Origin of the sequence: Acinetobacter sp. Marseille-Q1623 (assembly GCF_902809895.1) — a bacterium.
GTDB lineage: Bacteria > Pseudomonadota > Gammaproteobacteria > Pseudomonadales > Moraxellaceae > Acinetobacter > Acinetobacter piscicola_A.
On record NZ_CADDWG010000001.1, the window covers coordinates 780,369 to 797,621 of the forward strand.

At 38.9% G+C, this 17,253-nt stretch carries 17 protein-coding genes; 7 read left to right on the forward strand and 10 right to left on the reverse strand.

Annotated elements, in window-relative coordinates:
* Positions 1-4: 4 nt before the first annotated feature.
* The 4 genes from HUV91_RS03625 to HUV91_RS03640 are packed head-to-tail and all read right to left on the reverse strand — an operon-like array spanning position 5 to position 4,062.
* Positions 5-1,159 (reverse strand): cysteine protease StiP domain-containing protein, encoded by a 1,155-nt coding sequence (locus HUV91_RS03625; protein ID WP_130073408.1) that lies wholly within the window; start codon positions 1,157-1,159, stop codon positions 5-7.
* The gene (locus HUV91_RS03630) at positions 1,152-1,934 is read right to left on the reverse strand and encodes an HAD family hydrolase (RefSeq protein ID WP_174492554.1); all 783 of its coding nucleotides are present in this window, start codon (positions 1,932-1,934) and stop codon (positions 1,152-1,154) included. Before HUV91_RS03630 ends, HUV91_RS03625 begins: the two co-directional genes overlap by 8 nt.
* Entirely contained in the window at positions 1,924-3,045 is a 1,122-nt protein-coding gene (locus tag HUV91_RS03635; protein WP_174492555.1) for a phosphoribosyltransferase domain-containing protein, read from the reverse strand. Before HUV91_RS03635 ends, HUV91_RS03630 begins: the two co-directional genes overlap by 11 nt.
* A 9-nt stretch (positions 3,046-3,054) precedes the next feature.
* Entirely contained in the window at positions 3,055-4,062 is a 1,008-nt protein-coding gene (locus tag HUV91_RS03640) for an ATP-grasp domain-containing protein (RefSeq protein WP_174492556.1), read from the reverse strand.
* Positions 4,063-4,421: 359 nt separating this feature from the next.
* Between HUV91_RS03640 and HUV91_RS03645 the strand changes: the two genes are divergently transcribed.
* The 7 genes from HUV91_RS03645 (at position 4,422) to HUV91_RS03675 (ending at position 10,761) form a co-directional block, all read left to right on the forward strand.
* Positions 4,422-5,663: a TerD family protein gene (locus HUV91_RS03645; protein WP_174492557.1), complete on the forward strand. Its 1,242-nt coding sequence runs from the start codon at positions 4,422-4,424 to the stop codon at positions 5,661-5,663.
* Positions 5,664-5,711: 48 nt separating this feature from the next.
* On the forward strand, positions 5,712-6,287 hold the full coding sequence (locus HUV91_RS03650; RefSeq protein ID WP_130073413.1) for a TerD family protein: 576 nt from the start codon (positions 5,712-5,714) through the stop codon (positions 6,285-6,287).
* Positions 6,288-6,303: 16 nt separating this feature from the next.
* Positions 6,304-7,407, forward strand: coding sequence for a DUF475 domain-containing protein (locus HUV91_RS03655; protein WP_130073414.1), 1,104 nt, complete (start codon positions 6,304-6,306; stop codon positions 7,405-7,407).
* A 3-nt stretch (positions 7,408-7,410) separates the two neighbouring features.
* Positions 7,411-7,989, forward strand: coding sequence for a TerD family protein (locus HUV91_RS03660; RefSeq protein WP_130073415.1), 579 nt, complete (start codon positions 7,411-7,413; stop codon positions 7,987-7,989).
* Positions 7,990-8,122: 133 nt separating this feature from the next.
* On the forward strand, positions 8,123-9,433 hold the full coding sequence (locus HUV91_RS03665; RefSeq protein ID WP_174492558.1) for a vWA domain-containing protein: 1,311 nt from the start codon (positions 8,123-8,125) through the stop codon (positions 9,431-9,433).
* 11 nt (positions 9,434-9,444) lie between these two features.
* Entirely contained in the window at positions 9,445-10,161 is a 717-nt protein-coding gene (locus tag HUV91_RS03670) for a TIGR00266 family protein (RefSeq protein ID WP_107008709.1), read from the forward strand.
* Positions 10,162-10,173: 12 nt separating this feature from the next.
* A complete protein-coding gene (locus HUV91_RS03675; protein ID WP_107008671.1) occupies positions 10,174-10,761 on the forward strand; it encodes a TerD family protein in 588 nt (195 codons plus the stop codon).
* 153 nt (positions 10,762-10,914) lie between these two features.
* Here the strand turns inward: HUV91_RS03675 and benE are convergent, their stop codons facing one another.
* The 6 genes from benE to catA form a co-directional block, all read right to left on the reverse strand.
* Positions 10,915-12,132: a benzoate/H(+) symporter BenE gene (gene benE, locus HUV91_RS03680; RefSeq protein ID WP_130073418.1), complete on the reverse strand. Its 1,218-nt coding sequence runs from the start codon at positions 12,130-12,132 to the stop codon at positions 10,915-10,917.
* A gap of 135 nt (positions 12,133-12,267) precedes the next feature.
* Complete coding sequence (benD, locus tag HUV91_RS03685; protein WP_130073419.1) at positions 12,268-13,053, reverse strand: benzoate diol dehydrogenase BenD; 786 nt, start codon at positions 13,051-13,053, stop codon at positions 12,268-12,270.
* Between the two features lie 79 nt (positions 13,054-13,132).
* Complete coding sequence (gene benC / locus HUV91_RS03690) at positions 13,133-14,149, reverse strand: benzoate 1,2-dioxygenase electron transfer component BenC (protein WP_174492559.1); 1,017 nt, start codon at positions 14,147-14,149, stop codon at positions 13,133-13,135.
* A gap of 78 nt (positions 14,150-14,227) precedes the next feature.
* A complete protein-coding gene (gene benB / locus HUV91_RS03695) occupies positions 14,228-14,728 on the reverse strand; it encodes a benzoate 1,2-dioxygenase small subunit (RefSeq protein WP_107008677.1) in 501 nt (166 codons plus the stop codon).
* Complete coding sequence (gene benA / locus HUV91_RS03700; protein ID WP_174492560.1) at positions 14,725-16,125, reverse strand: benzoate 1,2-dioxygenase large subunit; 1,401 nt, start codon at positions 16,123-16,125, stop codon at positions 14,725-14,727. The genes benB and benA overlap by 4 nt, the downstream gene beginning before the upstream one ends.
* A 93-nt stretch (positions 16,126-16,218) precedes the next feature.
* Positions 16,219-17,139 carry a catechol 1,2-dioxygenase gene (catA, locus tag HUV91_RS03705; RefSeq protein WP_130073422.1) on the reverse strand — a complete coding sequence of 307 codons (921 nt, stop codon included), beginning with the start codon at positions 17,137-17,139 and terminating at the stop codon, positions 16,219-16,221.
* Between the last annotated feature and the right edge of the window lie 114 nt (positions 17,140-17,253).

Consider the following 17,253-nt stretch of genomic DNA (forward strand, 5'->3'; position numbering starts at 1 on the left):
TGTATTATTTTCCAACGTTTTTAATTAAGGTCACTGCATGATATGGACCCAATTTTGAACCTAAAATGTCGACTGGGACGTGCTGTCGTTGCGCAAAGTGTAACAGTAACTGAACGTGAGGATTATGTTCATCTCGGATTAAAATACGTTCAGGCACACGTCTAAGTACGGCACGCGTGGCTTCAGCAATACTTGGTTTAATATGGTTAATGTTATTGATTTGGTAGTGTGCAGCAATCCAATCTACCGTGTCTAAGCACAATTTTTGCTGAGTTAGTCGAATCTCGTTATCCCATTCAATCGTCTGTTGAATGGGATGTTGTTCAATAATATTTAAAATATTTTGAATGAATTGTACAGATAAATCGTGTTGTTGAAGATGGGTATAAACGACACAATCATGCCATTTCTCTGGATTAAAACAGTCCAATTTTGCTTCAGCTTGATCTATATCTGCTCGTAAGATACTACGAGAAGTTAAACCTGAAATGACTGAACCTAAGATGCCAAAAGGAATCAGCCAATCTTCACAACTGGCACTGAGCCAAGAATAACCACCTAAATCTGACAATGTTACAAGGCGAGGAATTTCCCAACCTGCATCAAATAATTCAGGATAGTCTTGTAGATTTTTCGTCAGTTCACGGCAAATCGCCCCTTTGCCTGTCCAGCCATCTACAAAGACAATATTTTCAGCACCATGTTGCTGAATGATAGCATTGAGCGCAGCAAAATCAATGCCGCGGTCTCGAATAATACTAATACCATAATGAAAACATGCTTGTTGTTTGGCAATGCAATGTTTCAACAGAACGCCTAAAGGTACGCCTGCTCGCACTAAACTCACTAAAACAATAGGTTGCTTTGGAAAACGTGTCATCAAAGCTTGGCTAAGTTGTTGTACTTCTTGCGCTAGACGTGCTGAACCATGCGTAAAAGCATGCTGAAAATGTTTTAAATGTTCAGGCGAGGGGGCATTTTCTTCACTGATCATTTCAGAATAATGTTTTTGACCAGATTGAATTAAACGTTCTTTTTCTGCGACTGAGGTTGGTGTTAAATCCGTGATATTCAGTAAAAAAGTAATGTCTTGTGGGCGATATGAGCCGTGAAAACCGATGTTTGCTAGTCTTTGATCAATCTGATTTAAATTAGACATGCCCTAAGAATCCTTTCTGTCGATGATCATTGCTTAAGTTGTGTGCTAAAAATTGGTCAAGCTGACTGTTTTTTGGCATACCAAACCAATCACAACAGCCTAAGAAGCCCGCATCGGATAGACTGTCACCCCAACCCAAAATGACACGCTCCCCTTGTGGGTCATATTTTTCGATAAAAAATTCAACGGCTTTTTGCTTAGAGACAAACTTTGGAATGACGGCCAAATTATTGCCGTTGATATGTACATAGCAATGTTCTAACACATCTTTGGGTAAATGTTTTACCAATTGATCTAAAAAAAGCCCATCCTCTGGCTGATTTTGCTTAGCAACAGTATAGATTTTGAGGTCATTTTCCTCGACTGTCCATGTACGAATCGAGCCTAAGTCCTGTGCTGTTTTCAGTAAAATCTCAGGTAATTCATCCAATAAATCATTTAAGTTTGCAACAGCATTTTTTTGAATATCAAACCAATCCATATCGATATTTTGCTGTGCGTCAATAATCGTACCACCATGTGAACATACTGCACCAGATTGAAAAGGTAAATGCACACGTTGTAAGGCTTCAACTGAACGCGCAGTCACAGGCACAACTTCAGCCGAATCTAATAACCAATTTACAAAAACTTGTTGTTTCGGTTTCATATAAGACAGGGGTTGCCCAGACTTATCTGTGGTGGCAATTTTATGTAAATCAGTCGGTGCAGACTTGCGATTGGTCTGAAATAAAGTATCGTCTAAATCGACAAAAACCAAAGGCTTATGGTTCATAATGAATCACTTCCAAATTTTCAATTTGCTCAAAAAGCGTAGGGTCTACACTGTGTTGTTCTGTTTCGATGACCAATAACACACGGTCAAATTGTTGATGTCGAACGTTATAGGCATAATTGTTGATATTGAGCCCATAATTGTCGGTAAAGGCACAAATGCTTTCAATGGCATGCCCTTGCATAATCGGAGAGCGTGTGGTGGAGCTATAATAAACTTCTGCACCTTGTTGCTCTAATTGTTCTGCGATCAGGAACGGAATCCAACTGAACTCCCCTGAGCCTAAGACTAAAATTTTTTCATTCGGTTGGTTAATGTGTACATTTGCCCAAGCTTTGCAATCTAAGTAACTAGGTTCACGTCCCCAATCATGTGGTGCAATAATGCGCTGTGCTTCTTGATTGGTTTTATTGACATCAGGCATATGGATTTCAATCTGATTTTGATTGGCTTGCCAATGCCACGAACCATGCAACAGTGAAACCACTTCAATGGGAATACCGACGTTGAGATCATTCAAATGTTCTTCTGCCCAATTGACCAACGTCACTAAGATAATGCGCTCAACCTGTTCAAGCCCCGAATTTTTCAGGCTCATGATCAGATTTTTAAAAGTTTTACCTGTAGAAATTTCATCATCCACCAAAATTAAAGTTTTTGATTGGATTAAATGTTGATGTTTTTTCGGATCATGACTACTCAAAATAAACTGATCTTGCGCATGGCTATGTTCTTCTAAAAATAAGCCTAAGGTGGGCAACGCATCGACAGGATGACGTGTTGTTGTCACAAAAAGGGCATTTTCAGCAAAATCTTTTTTTAATTCACGATAAACACCTGCACCTAAACCTACCGCCGTTTCCGCCATACCAATCACAGTAATGGGATAAGGTACATCTTTGGGAACTAAAGCACCTAAATCTACGTAACTGCGTTGCATGGTAGAGGGTGCAACAGGAATATGCTTGCCTAAGACTTTGGACACAAATAAAAAAGCACGTTTTGGATTAATTCTTTCTGCAAAACCTAATAATTGATCTAAATCCCAATGCGGGTGATGTTGACGAACCGAAACACGAATACAACCACGACTTAATTCAATTTCTTTCATTAATTAATCTTAATCCATTTTAAAACTTTGTACTAAAGGCAGTACTTTGACGGGTGATATTGTGTTCTCACGCTGTAAATTGAGCGATAACTTTTGTGCAAAAATTTCTGCAACCAAATTCACGCCAGTATGCAAGGTATATGCAAATCCGCCTGCTGGGCGTGCATTAATTTCTAAAATATGCCACTGCTGTTGTTGGTCTTTTTTAAATTGAATATTAATCAAACCGTCACAATTGAAATGTTGAACCAATTGTGTGCAAATTTCATGACAGGGATGTTGTAAAAAACATTCTTGATGAAATTGATATTTAATACGGGTGACTTGAGCCAAGATTTTGCCTTGATGACAGGCAATGTCAACCGAACATTCTTCACCATTCAAATAAGGCATAATTAAGTATTCGATGCCTTGTTCGAGTTGAGCATAAGCTTCGATAAACTGTTGTGTATTTGCAATAAAAGGTGATTTAAAATGTTGAAAATAATCAATATCATCTTTTAAACGGACAAAACCAAAACCATAAACACCATGCACAGGTTTAGCACAAATTTCACTAAACTGTTGTTTCGCTTGTAAAATAGCGGTTTTTAATGTGTCACTTGAATCTGCTTTAATAGCAGGAATATAAGGTAAGTGTAGTGCCTTACATTGCTCCGTAAAAACAAATTTATCATCAATGTCTTCAAGCGCTTGAAGAGACATAGCACCTGTGATCAGTTGAATATTGTGCTTTGCAAATTGTTCACGATAAGGTTCGATACAGTGTGCTTTTTTGCCACAAAATAGTAGGTCTACCTTAAATTGAATGCATTGTTTTAATAACCACTCAGCCGCGTCGAGAATATCAGGTTGTTGAATAAAAAGATCAGCAATATGTTGCAGTTCAGGGCGTAGCAAATGATGTGAGCAAATGATTTTCAAATGGGAAGCAAGAGAAGAATCTTTTAAGGCTTGAATAATATCTTTTTGACAAGAAAAACTTTCAGCAATCCAAACGGTATAATGATCTTTCACGGTAAAATTTATTCTCAATAAGCAAATTTTTTAAAATCAAATCATAAAATATCTTGTTCATATTTAGTTATTTCTCAATATGAGAGAAAATAAACCATTCAAACAGGGTGTAGACGTTACATTTTAATTAAATGTTTAAAAACTAGAGAAATATATAATTAAAATAGAATAACTTGCAATCTTTTTTTACAGCTTCTTTGTTTATATTTTTGTTAAAAAAAATATTTTTATACTATGGTCTGTCATATTTTTATGGTAAAACTAAGTGATGCAAATATATTAAACTGACTTAGTTTAAATTTTGATTTCATTCAAAAAATCATTTTTTATAGATTTATAACAATGTATTTGAGGATAATATGCAATTGATTGCAGGTGGTAATATTGGTTTAACCCAACAAAATGTGGATATATTAATAAAAACAAACGTTCCTGCGCATATCGATTTAGACATTACAGCCTATCAGTTGGCGCAAACAACACAAAAAGTTCGTGGTGATCAGGATATGATTTTCTACGGGCAAAAGCAGACAATAAATCAAAGCGTAATATTAACTGAATCAAGCAGTAAAGCACCTTATCAAAGTAAATTAAGCTTTAATACGGCTTTAATTGATCCTCAAATTGGTAAAATTGCAATTTGTGCAACTTTAAATGAGCCACATGCAGTCAATAGGCTTGCCCCCATCCAAATCGAATTACAGGAAAATGGGCAAACTGTTGCCACAGCCATTGTGGAAACACAGCAAAAAACTGAAAAAGCTTTGATTTTAGCTGAAGTGTATAAACATAATGAGAAATGGAAATTTCGTTTTGTAAATCAGGGTTTTAATGGTGGTTTAAAGCCATTGGCTGAAAATTTTGGTGTTGAAATTGCAGCAGAAACAACACAAGCTACGCCTACGCCTACGCCTACGCCTACGCCTACGCCTACGCCTACGCCTACGCCTACGCCTACGCCAACGCCAACGCCAAACTCAAGTTTAAATTTATCTAAAATCAAATTAGACAAGATCAATTCCAGTATTAATTTGACTAAAAAAGGCTCAGGTTTCGGTAAAATTTCAGTAAATCTCAACTGGAATCAAGGTCAACAAGCCCAATCAGGTTCATTCTTTAAAAAATTAGTCGGTGGAAATAAAACCATCGATCTAGATCTCGGCGCCATGATTCAGTTTAAAAGTGGTCAAGTTGCTTTAGTTCAACCACTGGGTAATCAGTTTGGTCATTATGACCGCCCCCCATTTATTCATTTAGACGGTGATGATCGTACAGGTGCGACAACGACAGGTGAGAACTTGCATATCAATGGTGATCGTTGGGATGAAATTGAACGGATTGTTATTTATACCTATATTTATTCAGGTGTGGCGCAATGGGCTGCAACAGATGGCGTAGTGACCATTCGTATCCCAAATCAGCCTGAAATAGAGGTTCGTTTAACCGATGGTAATCATTTAACCACCTGTGCCATTGTTGAACTGAAAAATGTGGGCGGTAGTATTCGAGCCAATCGTGAAGTGCGTTATTTCCAAGATCAACAATATTTAGACCAACATTACCGCTTTGGTTTTCGTTGGACACAAGGGTCAAAAGATTAATCTTTAACTTTTTTAACAATCAATTTCATAGATAAAAGGATATGCAATATGGCAATTTCTTTAAATAAAGGTGGTAATTTATCACTAAGTAAAACAGATCCATCACTTTCTCAAGTTCTTGTTGGTTTAGGCTGGGATGCACGTGCAACAGATGGTGCAGATTTTGACTTAGATGCATCGGCATTTTTATTAGGTGCAAACGATAAAGTTCGTGGCGAACATGACTTTATTTTTTATAACCAAACACGTTCTCCTGAGGGTTCTGTTGAGCATACAGGCGATAACCGCACAGGTGCAGGTGATGGTGATGATGAAGCCGTTAAAATTAATTTAGGTCTTGTTCCTGCAGACATTCAAAAAATTGCAATCACTGTGACGATTCATGATGCAGAGCAACGTGGTCAAAACTTTGGTCAAGTACAAAATGCATTTATTCGTGTGGTCAATGATCAAAGTAACGTTGAAATTGTACGCTTTGATTTAAACGAAGATTATTCAACCGAAACAGCAATGGTATTTGGTGAGTTGTATCGTCATAACGGTGAATGGAAGTTCCGCGCTGTAGGTCAGGGTTATGCAGGCGGTTTGCGTGCCATGTGCCATCAGTATGGCATTAGCATCTAAACGTTGAGTGGAATGAATGAAGCATTTTAGATTTTCGATAATTTTCACCATTATCTGTTTAGCAATTTCTGCCTATTGGGGATTTACCCACGGTCCTGAAGCAGGGCTGATGATGATGTTTAAGGTACTGGCCATTACAGGTATTTTAGCCATCATGGAAGTGTCATTATCATTTGATAATGCCGTTGTGAACGCCTCTGTGCTTAAACATTGGGATATGTTTTGGCGGAAGTTATTCTTAACCGTCGGGATCATTGTTGCTGTATTTGGTATGCGCTTGGTTTTCCCATTGCTTATTGTTGGCGTCACCGCAGATATGAGTATGGTTGAAGTGGCTAAGTTAGCCCTGAATGACCCTAAAACTTATTCAGAAAAACTGATGGCACATCATGCGGAAATTGCTGCTTTTGGTGGTATTTTCTTATTACTTGTGTTTTTAAACTTTCTTTTTGATGATGAAAAGGATGAACATTGGTTTCATTGGGTCGAGTCTAAATTAGCAGATTTAGGCAGTATTCAAGCGATTTCAGTATTTATTTCACTGATTGCATTGTTGGTCATTGCAGGTTTTGTACCTGAGGCACAGCGTTTAGTTGTGGTGATGGCAGGCATCTGGGGTATCGTGGTCTATGTGGGTGTGCAGGTCATTGGACATTTACTTGAAGGCAGTGGTTCTGATGATGAAGCAGATGATGAAAAATCTTCAAATGGCAACGCAACAGTTACTGGTACAGTGGTGAAAGGTGGTATCGGGGGCTTCTTGTATTTAGAAGTTTTAGATGCTTCATTTAGTTTTGATGGGGTTATTGGTGCTTTCGCAATTACCAATGATGTTGTTGTGATTATGTTAGGTTTGGCAATAGGTGCGATGTTTGTTCGTTCTATGACCATTTACCTCGTTGAAAAAGGCACATTGGATGCCTATGTATATTTAGAGCATGGTGCGCATTATGCGATTGGTGCTTTAGCATTGATTATGCTCGCAAGTGGTACAGGTGTGCATGTACCTGAAGTTGTCACAGGATTGATTGGTGTAGCGTTTATTGTATGGGCGGTATTATCATCAATTTCGTATAGCAAGAAACAGCAAAAGTTAGAATCAACACAAGAAGGAAATTAAGACATGGCGATTAGCTTATCTAAAGGCGGTAACATTAACTTATCTAAAACTGCACCTACGATGAATAAAGTAGATTTAGGTTTAGGTTGGAACCCACGTGTAACTGATGGTAAAGCATTTGACTTAGACGCAGTCGCATTTTTAACAGATGAAAATGGCAAAGTCACAGGTGATGGCGATTTTATTTTCTTTAACCAGAAAGTATCTCCATGTGGTTCTGTAACGCATCAAGGTGATAACCGTACAGGTGATGGCGACGGTGATGATGAAACGATTTCTGTAGACTTGTCTAAAGTTCCTGCAAATATTGCGAAAGTTGTCTTTGCAGTTACCATTCACGAAGGTCAACAAAACGGTCAAAACTTTGGTCAAGTGGATAAAGCGTACATCCGTGTGATTAACCAAGATGCAAACGGTGAAGAGCTTGCACGTTTTGACTTGTCTGAAGATGGTAGCACTGAAGTTGCAATGATCTTTGGTGAATTATACCGCCACAGTGGCGAGTGGAAATTCAAAGCTGTAGGTCAAGGCTTTAACGGTGGCTTAGGCGCATTGGCTGCAAGCTATGGTGTTGCCGTTTAATCTGTAAAAATAGTATAAAACAGAGTACTAAAAGAGCAATCTTTTAGTACTTGAAAATAATTTTGCAATCTTTGTATTTTATAAAAATGCTTTTAAATCGATTATTTTCAAGTACTAAAATAGAGAATGATATATGCAACTGGTTTCAGGACAAAAGTTCGCATTGACCCAACTGTTACAATCTACATCAGAATTGAGTGTACGTGTTCAAGTGCAAGCAAGTTTTGAAATTGATATTTCTAGTTTTGGCTTAGGGCGGCATGATCAGCTTTATCATGATGATTATATGACTTTTTATAATCAGCCAAAAACACCCGAAAATGAAGTGCAATATTTTCAGCAAGCACAGCAACATATTTTTAAATTTGATCTCAGTCAAATTGATACTGAAAAAACGCCCCGTTTTGTGATTTGTGCGACAACAGATCAAACAACTTTAAATCATATCCAATCTATTCAAGTTGATTTAGTCAATGCTAAGCAGCAAGTTTTGGCAAGCTACCACCTGACAAGTGCACATTTTCAGCAAGAAAAAGCGGCTATGTTGTGTGAAATCTACTTTAAAAATGACGCTTGGCGCATGGCGGCGGTTGGGCAAGGTTTTAATGGCGGTTTAAAAGCGTTGGTTGAGCATTTTGGTGGGGAAGTTGCAGATGAAACGGCTCCTACTCCTATCGAAAATACGGTAACTCAAAACCATGTACCTGCAACGACATCAACTTTAGATTTAAAGAAAAAAGTGGTTTTAGATAAAATTGAGAAATCTGCTCCGCAGCTTTTAGAACTCACTAAAAAATCTTTGATCAGTTTAGAAAAGAATAACTTACTCAATGTGAAAGCACGGGTAGCACTTGTTTTAGACTATTCAGGTTCAATGAATCAGCAATATAAAAAAGGTGATGTACAAAAAGTCCTTGATCGGATTATGCCTTTAGCGGTGAATTTTGATGATGATGGTCGTTTTGAATGTTGGGCATTTGCACAGCATGCTTTACGTTTAAGCGATGTACATTTAGGTAATTTAAAAAACTATATCAATACAGAACAGGGCGGGTATAAAAAATGGGATGCTGGCGCACGTTTTAATAATGAACCTGCGGCACTGAATGCAGTGATTGATTATTTTATTCAAGAAAGCCCATCCGATTTGCCTGTTTATGTGGTGTTTATTTCAGATGGTGGCGTATCTGAAACCAAAAAAATTAAACAAATTTTAAAAGATATATCCAATCAAGCAATTTTTTGGCAGTTTGTGGGCATTGGTGGTCGAAATTATGGTGTTTTAGAACAGTTAGATGAGATGTCGGGACGTGTGATTGATAATTGTAATTTTTTTGCAATGGACAATATCGACAGTATGCCTGAGTCGCAACTTTATGATTTGTTATTAAATGAATTTCCAATGTGGCTCAAAGCTGTGCAACAAAAAAATATAATCAAGTAGGACCAAGAGCAATGGCAACATTTACTTTAGTGGGTAGTCCAGAACCTTTTTTACATGTCAGTATGAAACGTGGTGAATCGATTTATTGTGAATCGGATGCCATGGTCATGGTTGAGCAAAATCTCGAAGTGACAGGTAAGTTACGTGGCGGTGTATTTCAGGCGTTTATGCGTAAATTTACCTCAGGTGAGTCTTTGTTTCAGCAGCAAATCAAAGCTTCAAATGGAGATGGTGAATGTTTGTTATCCCCAAATTTAGATGGAGATATGCAAATTTTAGATGTTGGGCAACGCCAATATATTTTGTCAGACGGTGCATTTGTCGCTGCAACTGAACATACCAATATTAAAGCGAAAGTACAGAGTAATATTGGTGGTGCATTATTTGGCGGCACAGGTGGCTTTGTGGTGATGGAAACAGGTGGGCAGGGGCAAGTCTGTATTTCAGGCAGTGGCACCTTGCTTGAGTTAGATATTACCCCTGAACAAGGCGAGGTTACCATTGATAATGGTCATGTTGCGGCTTGGGATGCGTCTTTAAACTATAACATTGGTATGCCGACTTCTGGCGGCGGTGGTATTGTGGGCAATATTTTTAATAGCTTAACCAGCGGTGAAGGTTTAGTGATTAAGTTTCGCGGGCATGGCAAAGTGATTGTATGCTCTAGAAATCGTGCAAGTTATTTACAATGGTTGGCATCGGCTTTAGGTCGTGGAAACTCAAACTGAAGGAAACAATAAATGGGTATTAGTCTAGTAAAAGGTCAAAAAATTTCGTTAGAAAAACCAGATGGTTCTTCATTAACAAAAATTTATTTGGGTGCAGGTTGGGACGTTGCTAAAGGCGGTGGCTTTTTAGGTGGTCTATTTGGTGGCGGTGGTGGCTCTATTGATTTAGATGCTTCGGCAATTTTATTTGATGCCAATAAACAAGTGCTTGATAATGTTTGGTTTGCTCAGCTTCGTAGCCGTGATGGTAGTATTCAGCATTCTGGTGACAACTTAACAGGTGAAGGCGATGGTGATGACGAGAAAATCTTTGTAGATTTGACGCGTGTTCCTGATCAAGTTCAGCAAATCGTATTTACGATTAGTAGCTTCCGTGGTCAAACTTTTGAAAAAGTAGAGAATGCCTTTTGTCGTTTAGTCGATGAAACCACCAACACTGAAGTTGCAAAATATAATTTGTCAGCACAAGGCAATTATACTGCTTTGATTATTGCGAAAGTATATCGTCATAATGGTGCTTGGAAAATGTCAGCGTTGGGTGAGTCTTGTCAAGGTAAAACGATTCATGACATCGTACCTTCGGTATTGCCATTGTTGTAATTGATTATTTTTGATGACATAAAAGCCTAATTTTTAGAAATTGGGCTTTTTCTAAAGAGGTTGAATATTTTAACCTTGGTATTATATTCATGCTAAAACTGAGTAAGAATAAAGCCCACCCAAAACTTATTTGAGTGAGCTTCATGCTATTTTTTATTTTGAACTGACAGCTTCAGTCTGGCTTTGTGTTAATTTTTGACGTTGTGTCAAAATGACATGTGCCACTATACCAATACAAATGCCCCAAAATACTGAACTGAGACCTAAGAAGCTCATCCCTGAAGCCGTTGCTAAAAAAGTCAGTAAAGCAGCATCGCGTTGACTTTCATTTTTCATTGCAGCAGAGATGTTAATCGCAATTGCACCGAGTAAGGCTAAACCTGCTAATGCAGCGACTAATTCTTTGGGTAATAATGTAAAAAGCATCACAATACTTCCTGCAAATAAACCACCTAAGATATAAAAAATACCATTGGCAATCCCTGCAATATAACGCTTTTCTTTCAGTTCATGTGCATCTTTACCCATACAAAGTGCCGCAGTAATTGAGGCAAGAACAATGGTAATTCCGCCCACGCATGCAACAGCCATAGATGCCAGACTGGTTGCTGTGATGATCGGTTTAGCAGGGGTGTCGTAGCCACTTAACTTCATAATCGCCATACCAGGTAGAAATTGCCCAGATAAGCTCACCAATGTCAGCGGAATAGCAAGGTTAAGCGTTGAGTTCCATGTCCATTCAGGCGTGATAAACTGCGGAATAGCGAGAGAAAAATCGACATCAACGGGATTCATTTTGCCTAAAGCTAAACTTAAAATCACACCTGAAATAAGCACAAAAACCATGGCATAACGAGGGCTGAGTCTTTTTGCCACCAAATAAACCAAAAGCATGCCAAAAACAATCATTGGCATGGTGTCTGTGGCTTTAAATAAGCCTAGCCCAAACTGAAATAAAATACCTGCCATCATGCCTGCGGCAACATCTTGTGGAATCCATTTGAGTAATTTATCAAAAGAACCTGAAATTCCAATCAAGAAAATAATCACTGCGGACGTGATGTATGCAGCAACAGCTTCATTGAGTGAGATATGTGGAAATAGTGTGACCAATAAAGCCGTGCCAGGAGCAGACCAAGCTGTGATCACAGGAACTTTAAATTTAATGGATAAAAATATTCCAGCGACTGCAGCGCCAATAGAAATGCCCCAGATCCATGAAATCATCATGGCATTGCTGACATGGGCTTGTTGTGCTGCTTGGAAAAAGATAATGAGTGGACCTGAGTACGAAATCAAGACTGCTAAGAAACCAGCAACTGTAGCTGAAATTGACCAGTCCTGTTTTAGGGTCTTAAACAGGGTTGCCATTGGGCATTTGCCTCCATGCGTGTTTAATTCAATGATCCTGCTGAATTGTGTTTGAAATGATGTAGCATTTAGAAAAAGTTAAATCCACATCGTAATGTAGATTTAAGTATTCAAAAAATAAAATGGGTGATCGGTTTAGCCCTGATCTCCACCACCCACAGGAACGACAGTACCTGTCATATAAGATGAGTCATCTGAGGCTAAAAATAAAATCGCATTCACTTGTTCTTGGATCGTGCCGTAGCGTCCTAAGAAAGTTCGATCAATGGTTTGATCAACCACTTGTTGCATCCATTGTTTTTCATTTTCAGATAAAGGATTACTATTGCGAGGTACTTTTCGAGGTGGTGCTTCGGTGCCGCCTGTTGCTACAGCATTGATACGGATACCATCTTTCGCATGTTCAAATGCCATTGCAGCAGTTAAGGCATTTACACCACCTTTAGATGCAGAATAAGGTACACGGTTAATACCACGTGTCGCAATTGAAGATACATTAACAATCGTACCTTTCTGATTTTTCAACATTTCTGGTAAAACTGCACGGCAGCACCATAATGTTGGGAATAAAGAACGATTCACTTCCTTAATAATTTCTTCTTCAGAAAATTCTTGGAAGGGTTTCATCCAAATTGCACCACCGACATTGTTGATTAAGACATCAACACGACCGTATTTTTCAATTGCTTTAGCCACAACAGATTGAGCGCCTGCAAAAGTTTCTAAATCTGCATTAATTGTGATCGCATCACCTTGATGCTGCAAAATTTCAGCTAAAACTTCATCTACAATTTCAGCGCGATCTGCGAGGATCACTTGTGCGCCTTCAGCAGCAACTTGCAGCGCAACACCACGACCAATCCCTTGAGCAGCACCTGTAACAATAACAACTTTATTTAAAAATCTTTGACGATCTGACATTTTTTTCTCCATGCTCAATTTTTTAAAACCGAATATTTAAAAACCTCGTTTTGAGTGCAAAACGAGGTTTGTGGAAAGCTTAGTTCGCAGAGAATTTTTCAAATAAGAAGTTTGCAGGTTTTACACCTTCTTGGTCTAACCAGCCACGAACGGCTTCGACCATTGGAACTGGACCACAAAGGTAAACGTCAACATCACCACCATTGAGCCATTCATTGTCAATATGACCTGTCACATAACCTTTACGTTCATGCGTAGAGTCAGCATGTGCTACAACAGTGCGATATTCAAACCATGGTAATTTTGCTTGTAATTCATTAAGTTTTTCAATGGCAACTAAGTCAAAATCATTGGTTACACCGAAAACAAGACGTACAGGTTGTTCAGAACCTTTTTCTTCTAAAACTTGTAGCATTGACATAAATGGTGCAATACCTGTACCCCCTGCAAGCATAAGAACAGGGCGAACAACATTACGTAAATAGAAGCTACCAAAAGGACCTGTGAATGTCATTTTATCGCCAACTTGAGCATTGGCACTTAAAAACTCGCTCATCTTACCATTCGGTACATTACGCACAACAAAGCCTGTTAAGCGGTTGCCTGGTTTTGAACTAAATGAATAAGAACGTGTTTCTGCTGTGCCCGGCAAGCCAACATTAACATATTGTCCTGCAAGGAAATGAATATCTGGCTGACCTTCATCAAGTTGAATATCAAAGGTAATGGTCGATTCAGATAAGTTTTCTACACGTGCTAAAGTGCCTTGGAACTCGTGAATCTGAGTTTTACAGACATCAGAAGTTGCTTGAATCTGGAATACTGCGTCTGAAGTTGGTTTACATTGGCAAGCTAAAATATAGCCTTCTTCTGCTTCTTCAGGTGTTAAAGCATCTTCAATATAGTTTTCTTCAGGCATGTCATAAGAGCCAGACTCACAAAACGCGCGACACGTTCCGCAAGCACCATCACGGCAATCTAAAGGAATGTTAATTTTTTGACGATATGCAGCATCTGATAAGGTTTCACCTTGAGCGACACTGATAAAACGCGTTACGCCATCTTCAAATTGAAGAGCAACATTATGGTTTGACATGGCTAGAATCCTACTTAAATTTTGATACTTCTGACATTTGCCAAATGGGAGTTTGACGAATGCCATCCTTGTTTGTTTTTAGAGGTGGTAGATATCAATGACTTGATTGATATAGTCATTTTTAAGTACAACGTATTTACTTAAAATCTGTGGTTGTTCACCTGAAAAATCAATTTCATAGCGAGACATACCAAAATAGCTATAACTGTTTTTATAACGGAAGCTCAATGTATTCCAGTTAAAGCGAACAGTCACTTTATCGCCATCACGTTCAACAACTTCTACGTTAGCAATGTTGTGTGCTGTACGTGTATTTGGCATGGTTGCAGAAGAGCGTTCAGTTTTAATACGGAACACACGGTCTTCTAAACCTTGACGGTCAGGGTAATAAATTAATGAGATCTCAGCTTGAGGATCTTCAGTAAGTTTGTCATCGTCATCCCAAGCTGGCATCCAAAATGATGCAGATGGTGCATAACACTGTAACCATTCATCCCATTGTTCATCGTCTAGAAAACGAGCTTCACGATAGAGAAATTGTGCAATATTTTCTAATGATGCTTTGTCTTGCGCGCTCATGCATTCTCTCCTTGTGCAGACGTTTCTAACTCAGCCAATTCTTTTTCAGCTGCGATGGCATGTTTCATGGTTTTTAACCAATATTGATGTTGAGCAAGGTATAAGCCTTCATCTTCAGTTTTGATACAGCTTAATGCTGGTTTTAAACCAATTTCATTTGCAGCATCATCTGGACCTTGAATCCAATGTTTAGAACCACGGCACATGTCGTTCCATTCAAGTTCAATACCTGCATAACCTGCTTGACATGCACGGAATTCTTCAAGGTCATCTGGTGTTGCCATGCCTGAAGCATTAAAGAAGTCTTCGTATTGGCGAATACGACGAGCACGTGCTTCAGGTGCTTCACCAACAGGCGCGATACAGTAAATCGTGACTTCAGTTTTATTGACAGAAATAGGGCGGAGTACGCGGATTTGTGAACCGAATTGATCCATCAAATATACGTTAGGATATAAACATAAGTTACGTGAACGCTCGATCATCCATTTAGACATCGCCGCGCCATATTTTGCTGTATATTCTTCAGCCTTCGGGAAGTTTGGACGGTCTTCTGGATTTGCCCATTGTGTCCAAAGTAACATATGACCGTGATCAAAACCGTAAGAACCACCGCCTTGTTTACCCCAAGCACCTGCGCTCATTGCACGAACATTATCAAGCTCTTGTTGCTTTTCTTTACGCTGTTGCGTTGTTGCTGCATAGTTCCAATGTACCGCAGAAACGTGATAACCATCTGCACCATTTTCAGCAGTGAGTTTCCAGTTACCTTCATAGGTATAGGTTGATGAACCACGTAAAACTTCTAAACCTTGTTCAGATTGATCAACAATCATGTCAATGATTTTTGTGGTTTCACCTAAAAACTCTTCTAATGATGGAACATCTGGGTTTAAGCTACCGAACAAGAAACCTTTATAATTTTCAAAACGCGCAACTTTTTTCAGATCATGAGAGCCTTCTTGGTTAAAGCAATCTGAATAACCTGCATCGGCTGGATCTTTAACTTTAAGTAATTTACCTGAGTTATTAAATGTCCAGCCATGGAAAGGGCAAGTATAAGTGGCTTTATTTCCACGTTTATTACGGCAAAGCTGAGCACCACGGTGTGAACACGCATTAATCATTGCGTTCAATTCACCATTACGGTTACGTGCGATCAGAATCGGTTGACGACCAATATAAGTTGTATAGTAGTCATTGTTTTTTGGAATTTGGCTTTCATGTGCCAAATACACCCAATTTCCTTCGAAAATGTATTTCATTTCTAGGTCAAAAAGGGCTTGGTCTGTAAATACTGAACGATGAAGTTTAAATTCACCTGTTTCATAATCATCTACAAGAAGCTCATCAATACGATCAAGATGGCTGGTATTAATCACAGGAATACGTGGCATGTCCGTTCTCCGACTGTCCAAATGTGGGCAAGTCACCGAAATATGTTTTTAAATATATTTCGGTTCCAAAAGTATTTTTAAATAAAAGGGAAATTATGCAGAAGCTCGACGACGATCAACTTCAGTTGATGGTGCTTGAACTTGTTCTTTGACTAACTGAATATTGAATGTAATGTGTTTGAACGCTTTGTTTAAACCACGGCGTGCGATTTCAGCTTCGTCAGTGATGTCGATTGCTGTTGCGACTAAACCGTCACGTGTTGCAAATGCAAAGTCATCCCACAGGTACTGATCACCTTCGATATTAAATTGAGTGGTGAGTTTGCGATAACCTGGTGCAGAAACAAAATAATGCACATGTGAAGGACGGTTACCATGGCGACCTAATTTGTCCAATACAAATTGTGTAGTGCCTTCAGGTGGGCAACCATAGCCAACAGGCAGGGTGGTTTGCGCTGTATAGTGACCATCTTGATCCGAAATAATCGTGCGACGTAAGTTAAAATCAGACTGTGATTTATCAAAGAATGAATAGTTGCCTAAGCTGTTGGCATGCCAAATTTCAACTTTAGCGCCTTCAATGATATTACCATCAGTATCCGTCACTGTACCTTCAATGAACAAGGTTGGGATTTTATCGGTTTCTGTGCCGTCATCCATACGGGCAAAACCAACAGATTCAGGTGCACCAGCGACATAGAGTGGACCTTCAATGGTACGTGGTGTTCCGCCTAAGACTCCAGCTTTGGCATCGGCTTCATCGGCACGTAAATCTAAATAATGTTCTAGACCTAAACCTGCTGCTAAAAGACCAAGTTCATTGGCTTTACCTGCATCGGTAAAATACTCAAGTCCTTTCCAAACTTCAGTTGCAGATAAATCAAGGTCTTCGATGGCTTGGAATAAGTCACTGACAAGACGAACAACAACTTGTTGTACACGAGCGTCAACATCACCTGTAGCAGTGTCAACATTCATTTTTTTAACAAGTTCATTAATTTCTTGACGATTCATACTATTCTCCTAGAGTATGAGGTCATCCTGAGCGACAAGCATTCCTTTTTGTAGCTGGCTAACAGGCTGGCCCAAATGTGATCGCAATTACATTTAGATTTTTAGATCTGAAAA

What these genes read in the sequence shown, in the direction of transcription:
- HUV91_RS03660 (WP_130073415.1), top strand. Translation starts at nt 7,411, where the DNA reads ATGGCGATTAGCTTATCTAAAGGCGGTAACATTAACTTATCTAAAACT.
- catA (WP_130073422.1), bottom strand. Translation starts at nt 17,139, where the DNA reads ATGAATCGTCAAGAAATTAATGAACTTGTTAAAAAAATGAATGTTGAC.
- HUV91_RS03650 (WP_130073413.1), top strand. Translation starts at nt 5,712, where the DNA reads ATGGCAATTTCTTTAAATAAAGGTGGTAATTTATCACTAAGTAAAACA.
- HUV91_RS03635 (WP_174492555.1), bottom strand. Translation starts at nt 3,045, where the DNA reads ATGAAAGAAATTGAATTAAGTCGTGGTTGTATTCGTGTTTCGGTTCGT.
- benE (WP_130073418.1), bottom strand. Translation starts at nt 12,132, where the DNA reads ATGGCAACCCTGTTTAAGACCCTAAAACAGGACTGGTCAATTTCAGCT.
- HUV91_RS03665 (WP_174492558.1), top strand. Translation starts at nt 8,123, where the DNA reads ATGCAACTGGTTTCAGGACAAAAGTTCGCATTGACCCAACTGTTACAA.
- HUV91_RS03645 (WP_174492557.1), top strand. Translation starts at nt 4,422, where the DNA reads ATGCAATTGATTGCAGGTGGTAATATTGGTTTAACCCAACAAAATGTG.
- HUV91_RS03675 (WP_107008671.1), top strand. Translation starts at nt 10,174, where the DNA reads ATGGGTATTAGTCTAGTAAAAGGTCAAAAAATTTCGTTAGAAAAACCA.
- HUV91_RS03655 (WP_130073414.1), top strand. Translation starts at nt 6,304, where the DNA reads ATGAAGCATTTTAGATTTTCGATAATTTTCACCATTATCTGTTTAGCA.
- benB (WP_107008677.1), bottom strand. Translation starts at nt 14,728, where the DNA reads ATGAGCGCGCAAGACAAAGCATCATTAGAAAATATTGCACAATTTCTC.
- benD (WP_130073419.1), bottom strand. Translation starts at nt 13,053, where the DNA reads ATGTCAGATCGTCAAAGATTTTTAAATAAAGTTGTTATTGTTACAGGT.
- HUV91_RS03670 (WP_107008709.1), top strand. Translation starts at nt 9,445, where the DNA reads ATGGCAACATTTACTTTAGTGGGTAGTCCAGAACCTTTTTTACATGTC.
- benA (WP_174492560.1), bottom strand. Translation starts at nt 16,125, where the DNA reads ATGCCACGTATTCCTGTGATTAATACCAGCCATCTTGATCGTATTGAT.
- HUV91_RS03625 (WP_130073408.1), bottom strand. Translation starts at nt 1,159, where the DNA reads ATGTCTAATTTAAATCAGATTGATCAAAGACTAGCAAACATCGGTTTT.
- HUV91_RS03630 (WP_174492554.1), bottom strand. Translation starts at nt 1,934, where the DNA reads ATGAACCATAAGCCTTTGGTTTTTGTCGATTTAGACGATACTTTATTT.
- benC (WP_174492559.1), bottom strand. Translation starts at nt 14,149, where the DNA reads ATGTCAAACCATAATGTTGCTCTTCAATTTGAAGATGGCGTAACGCGT.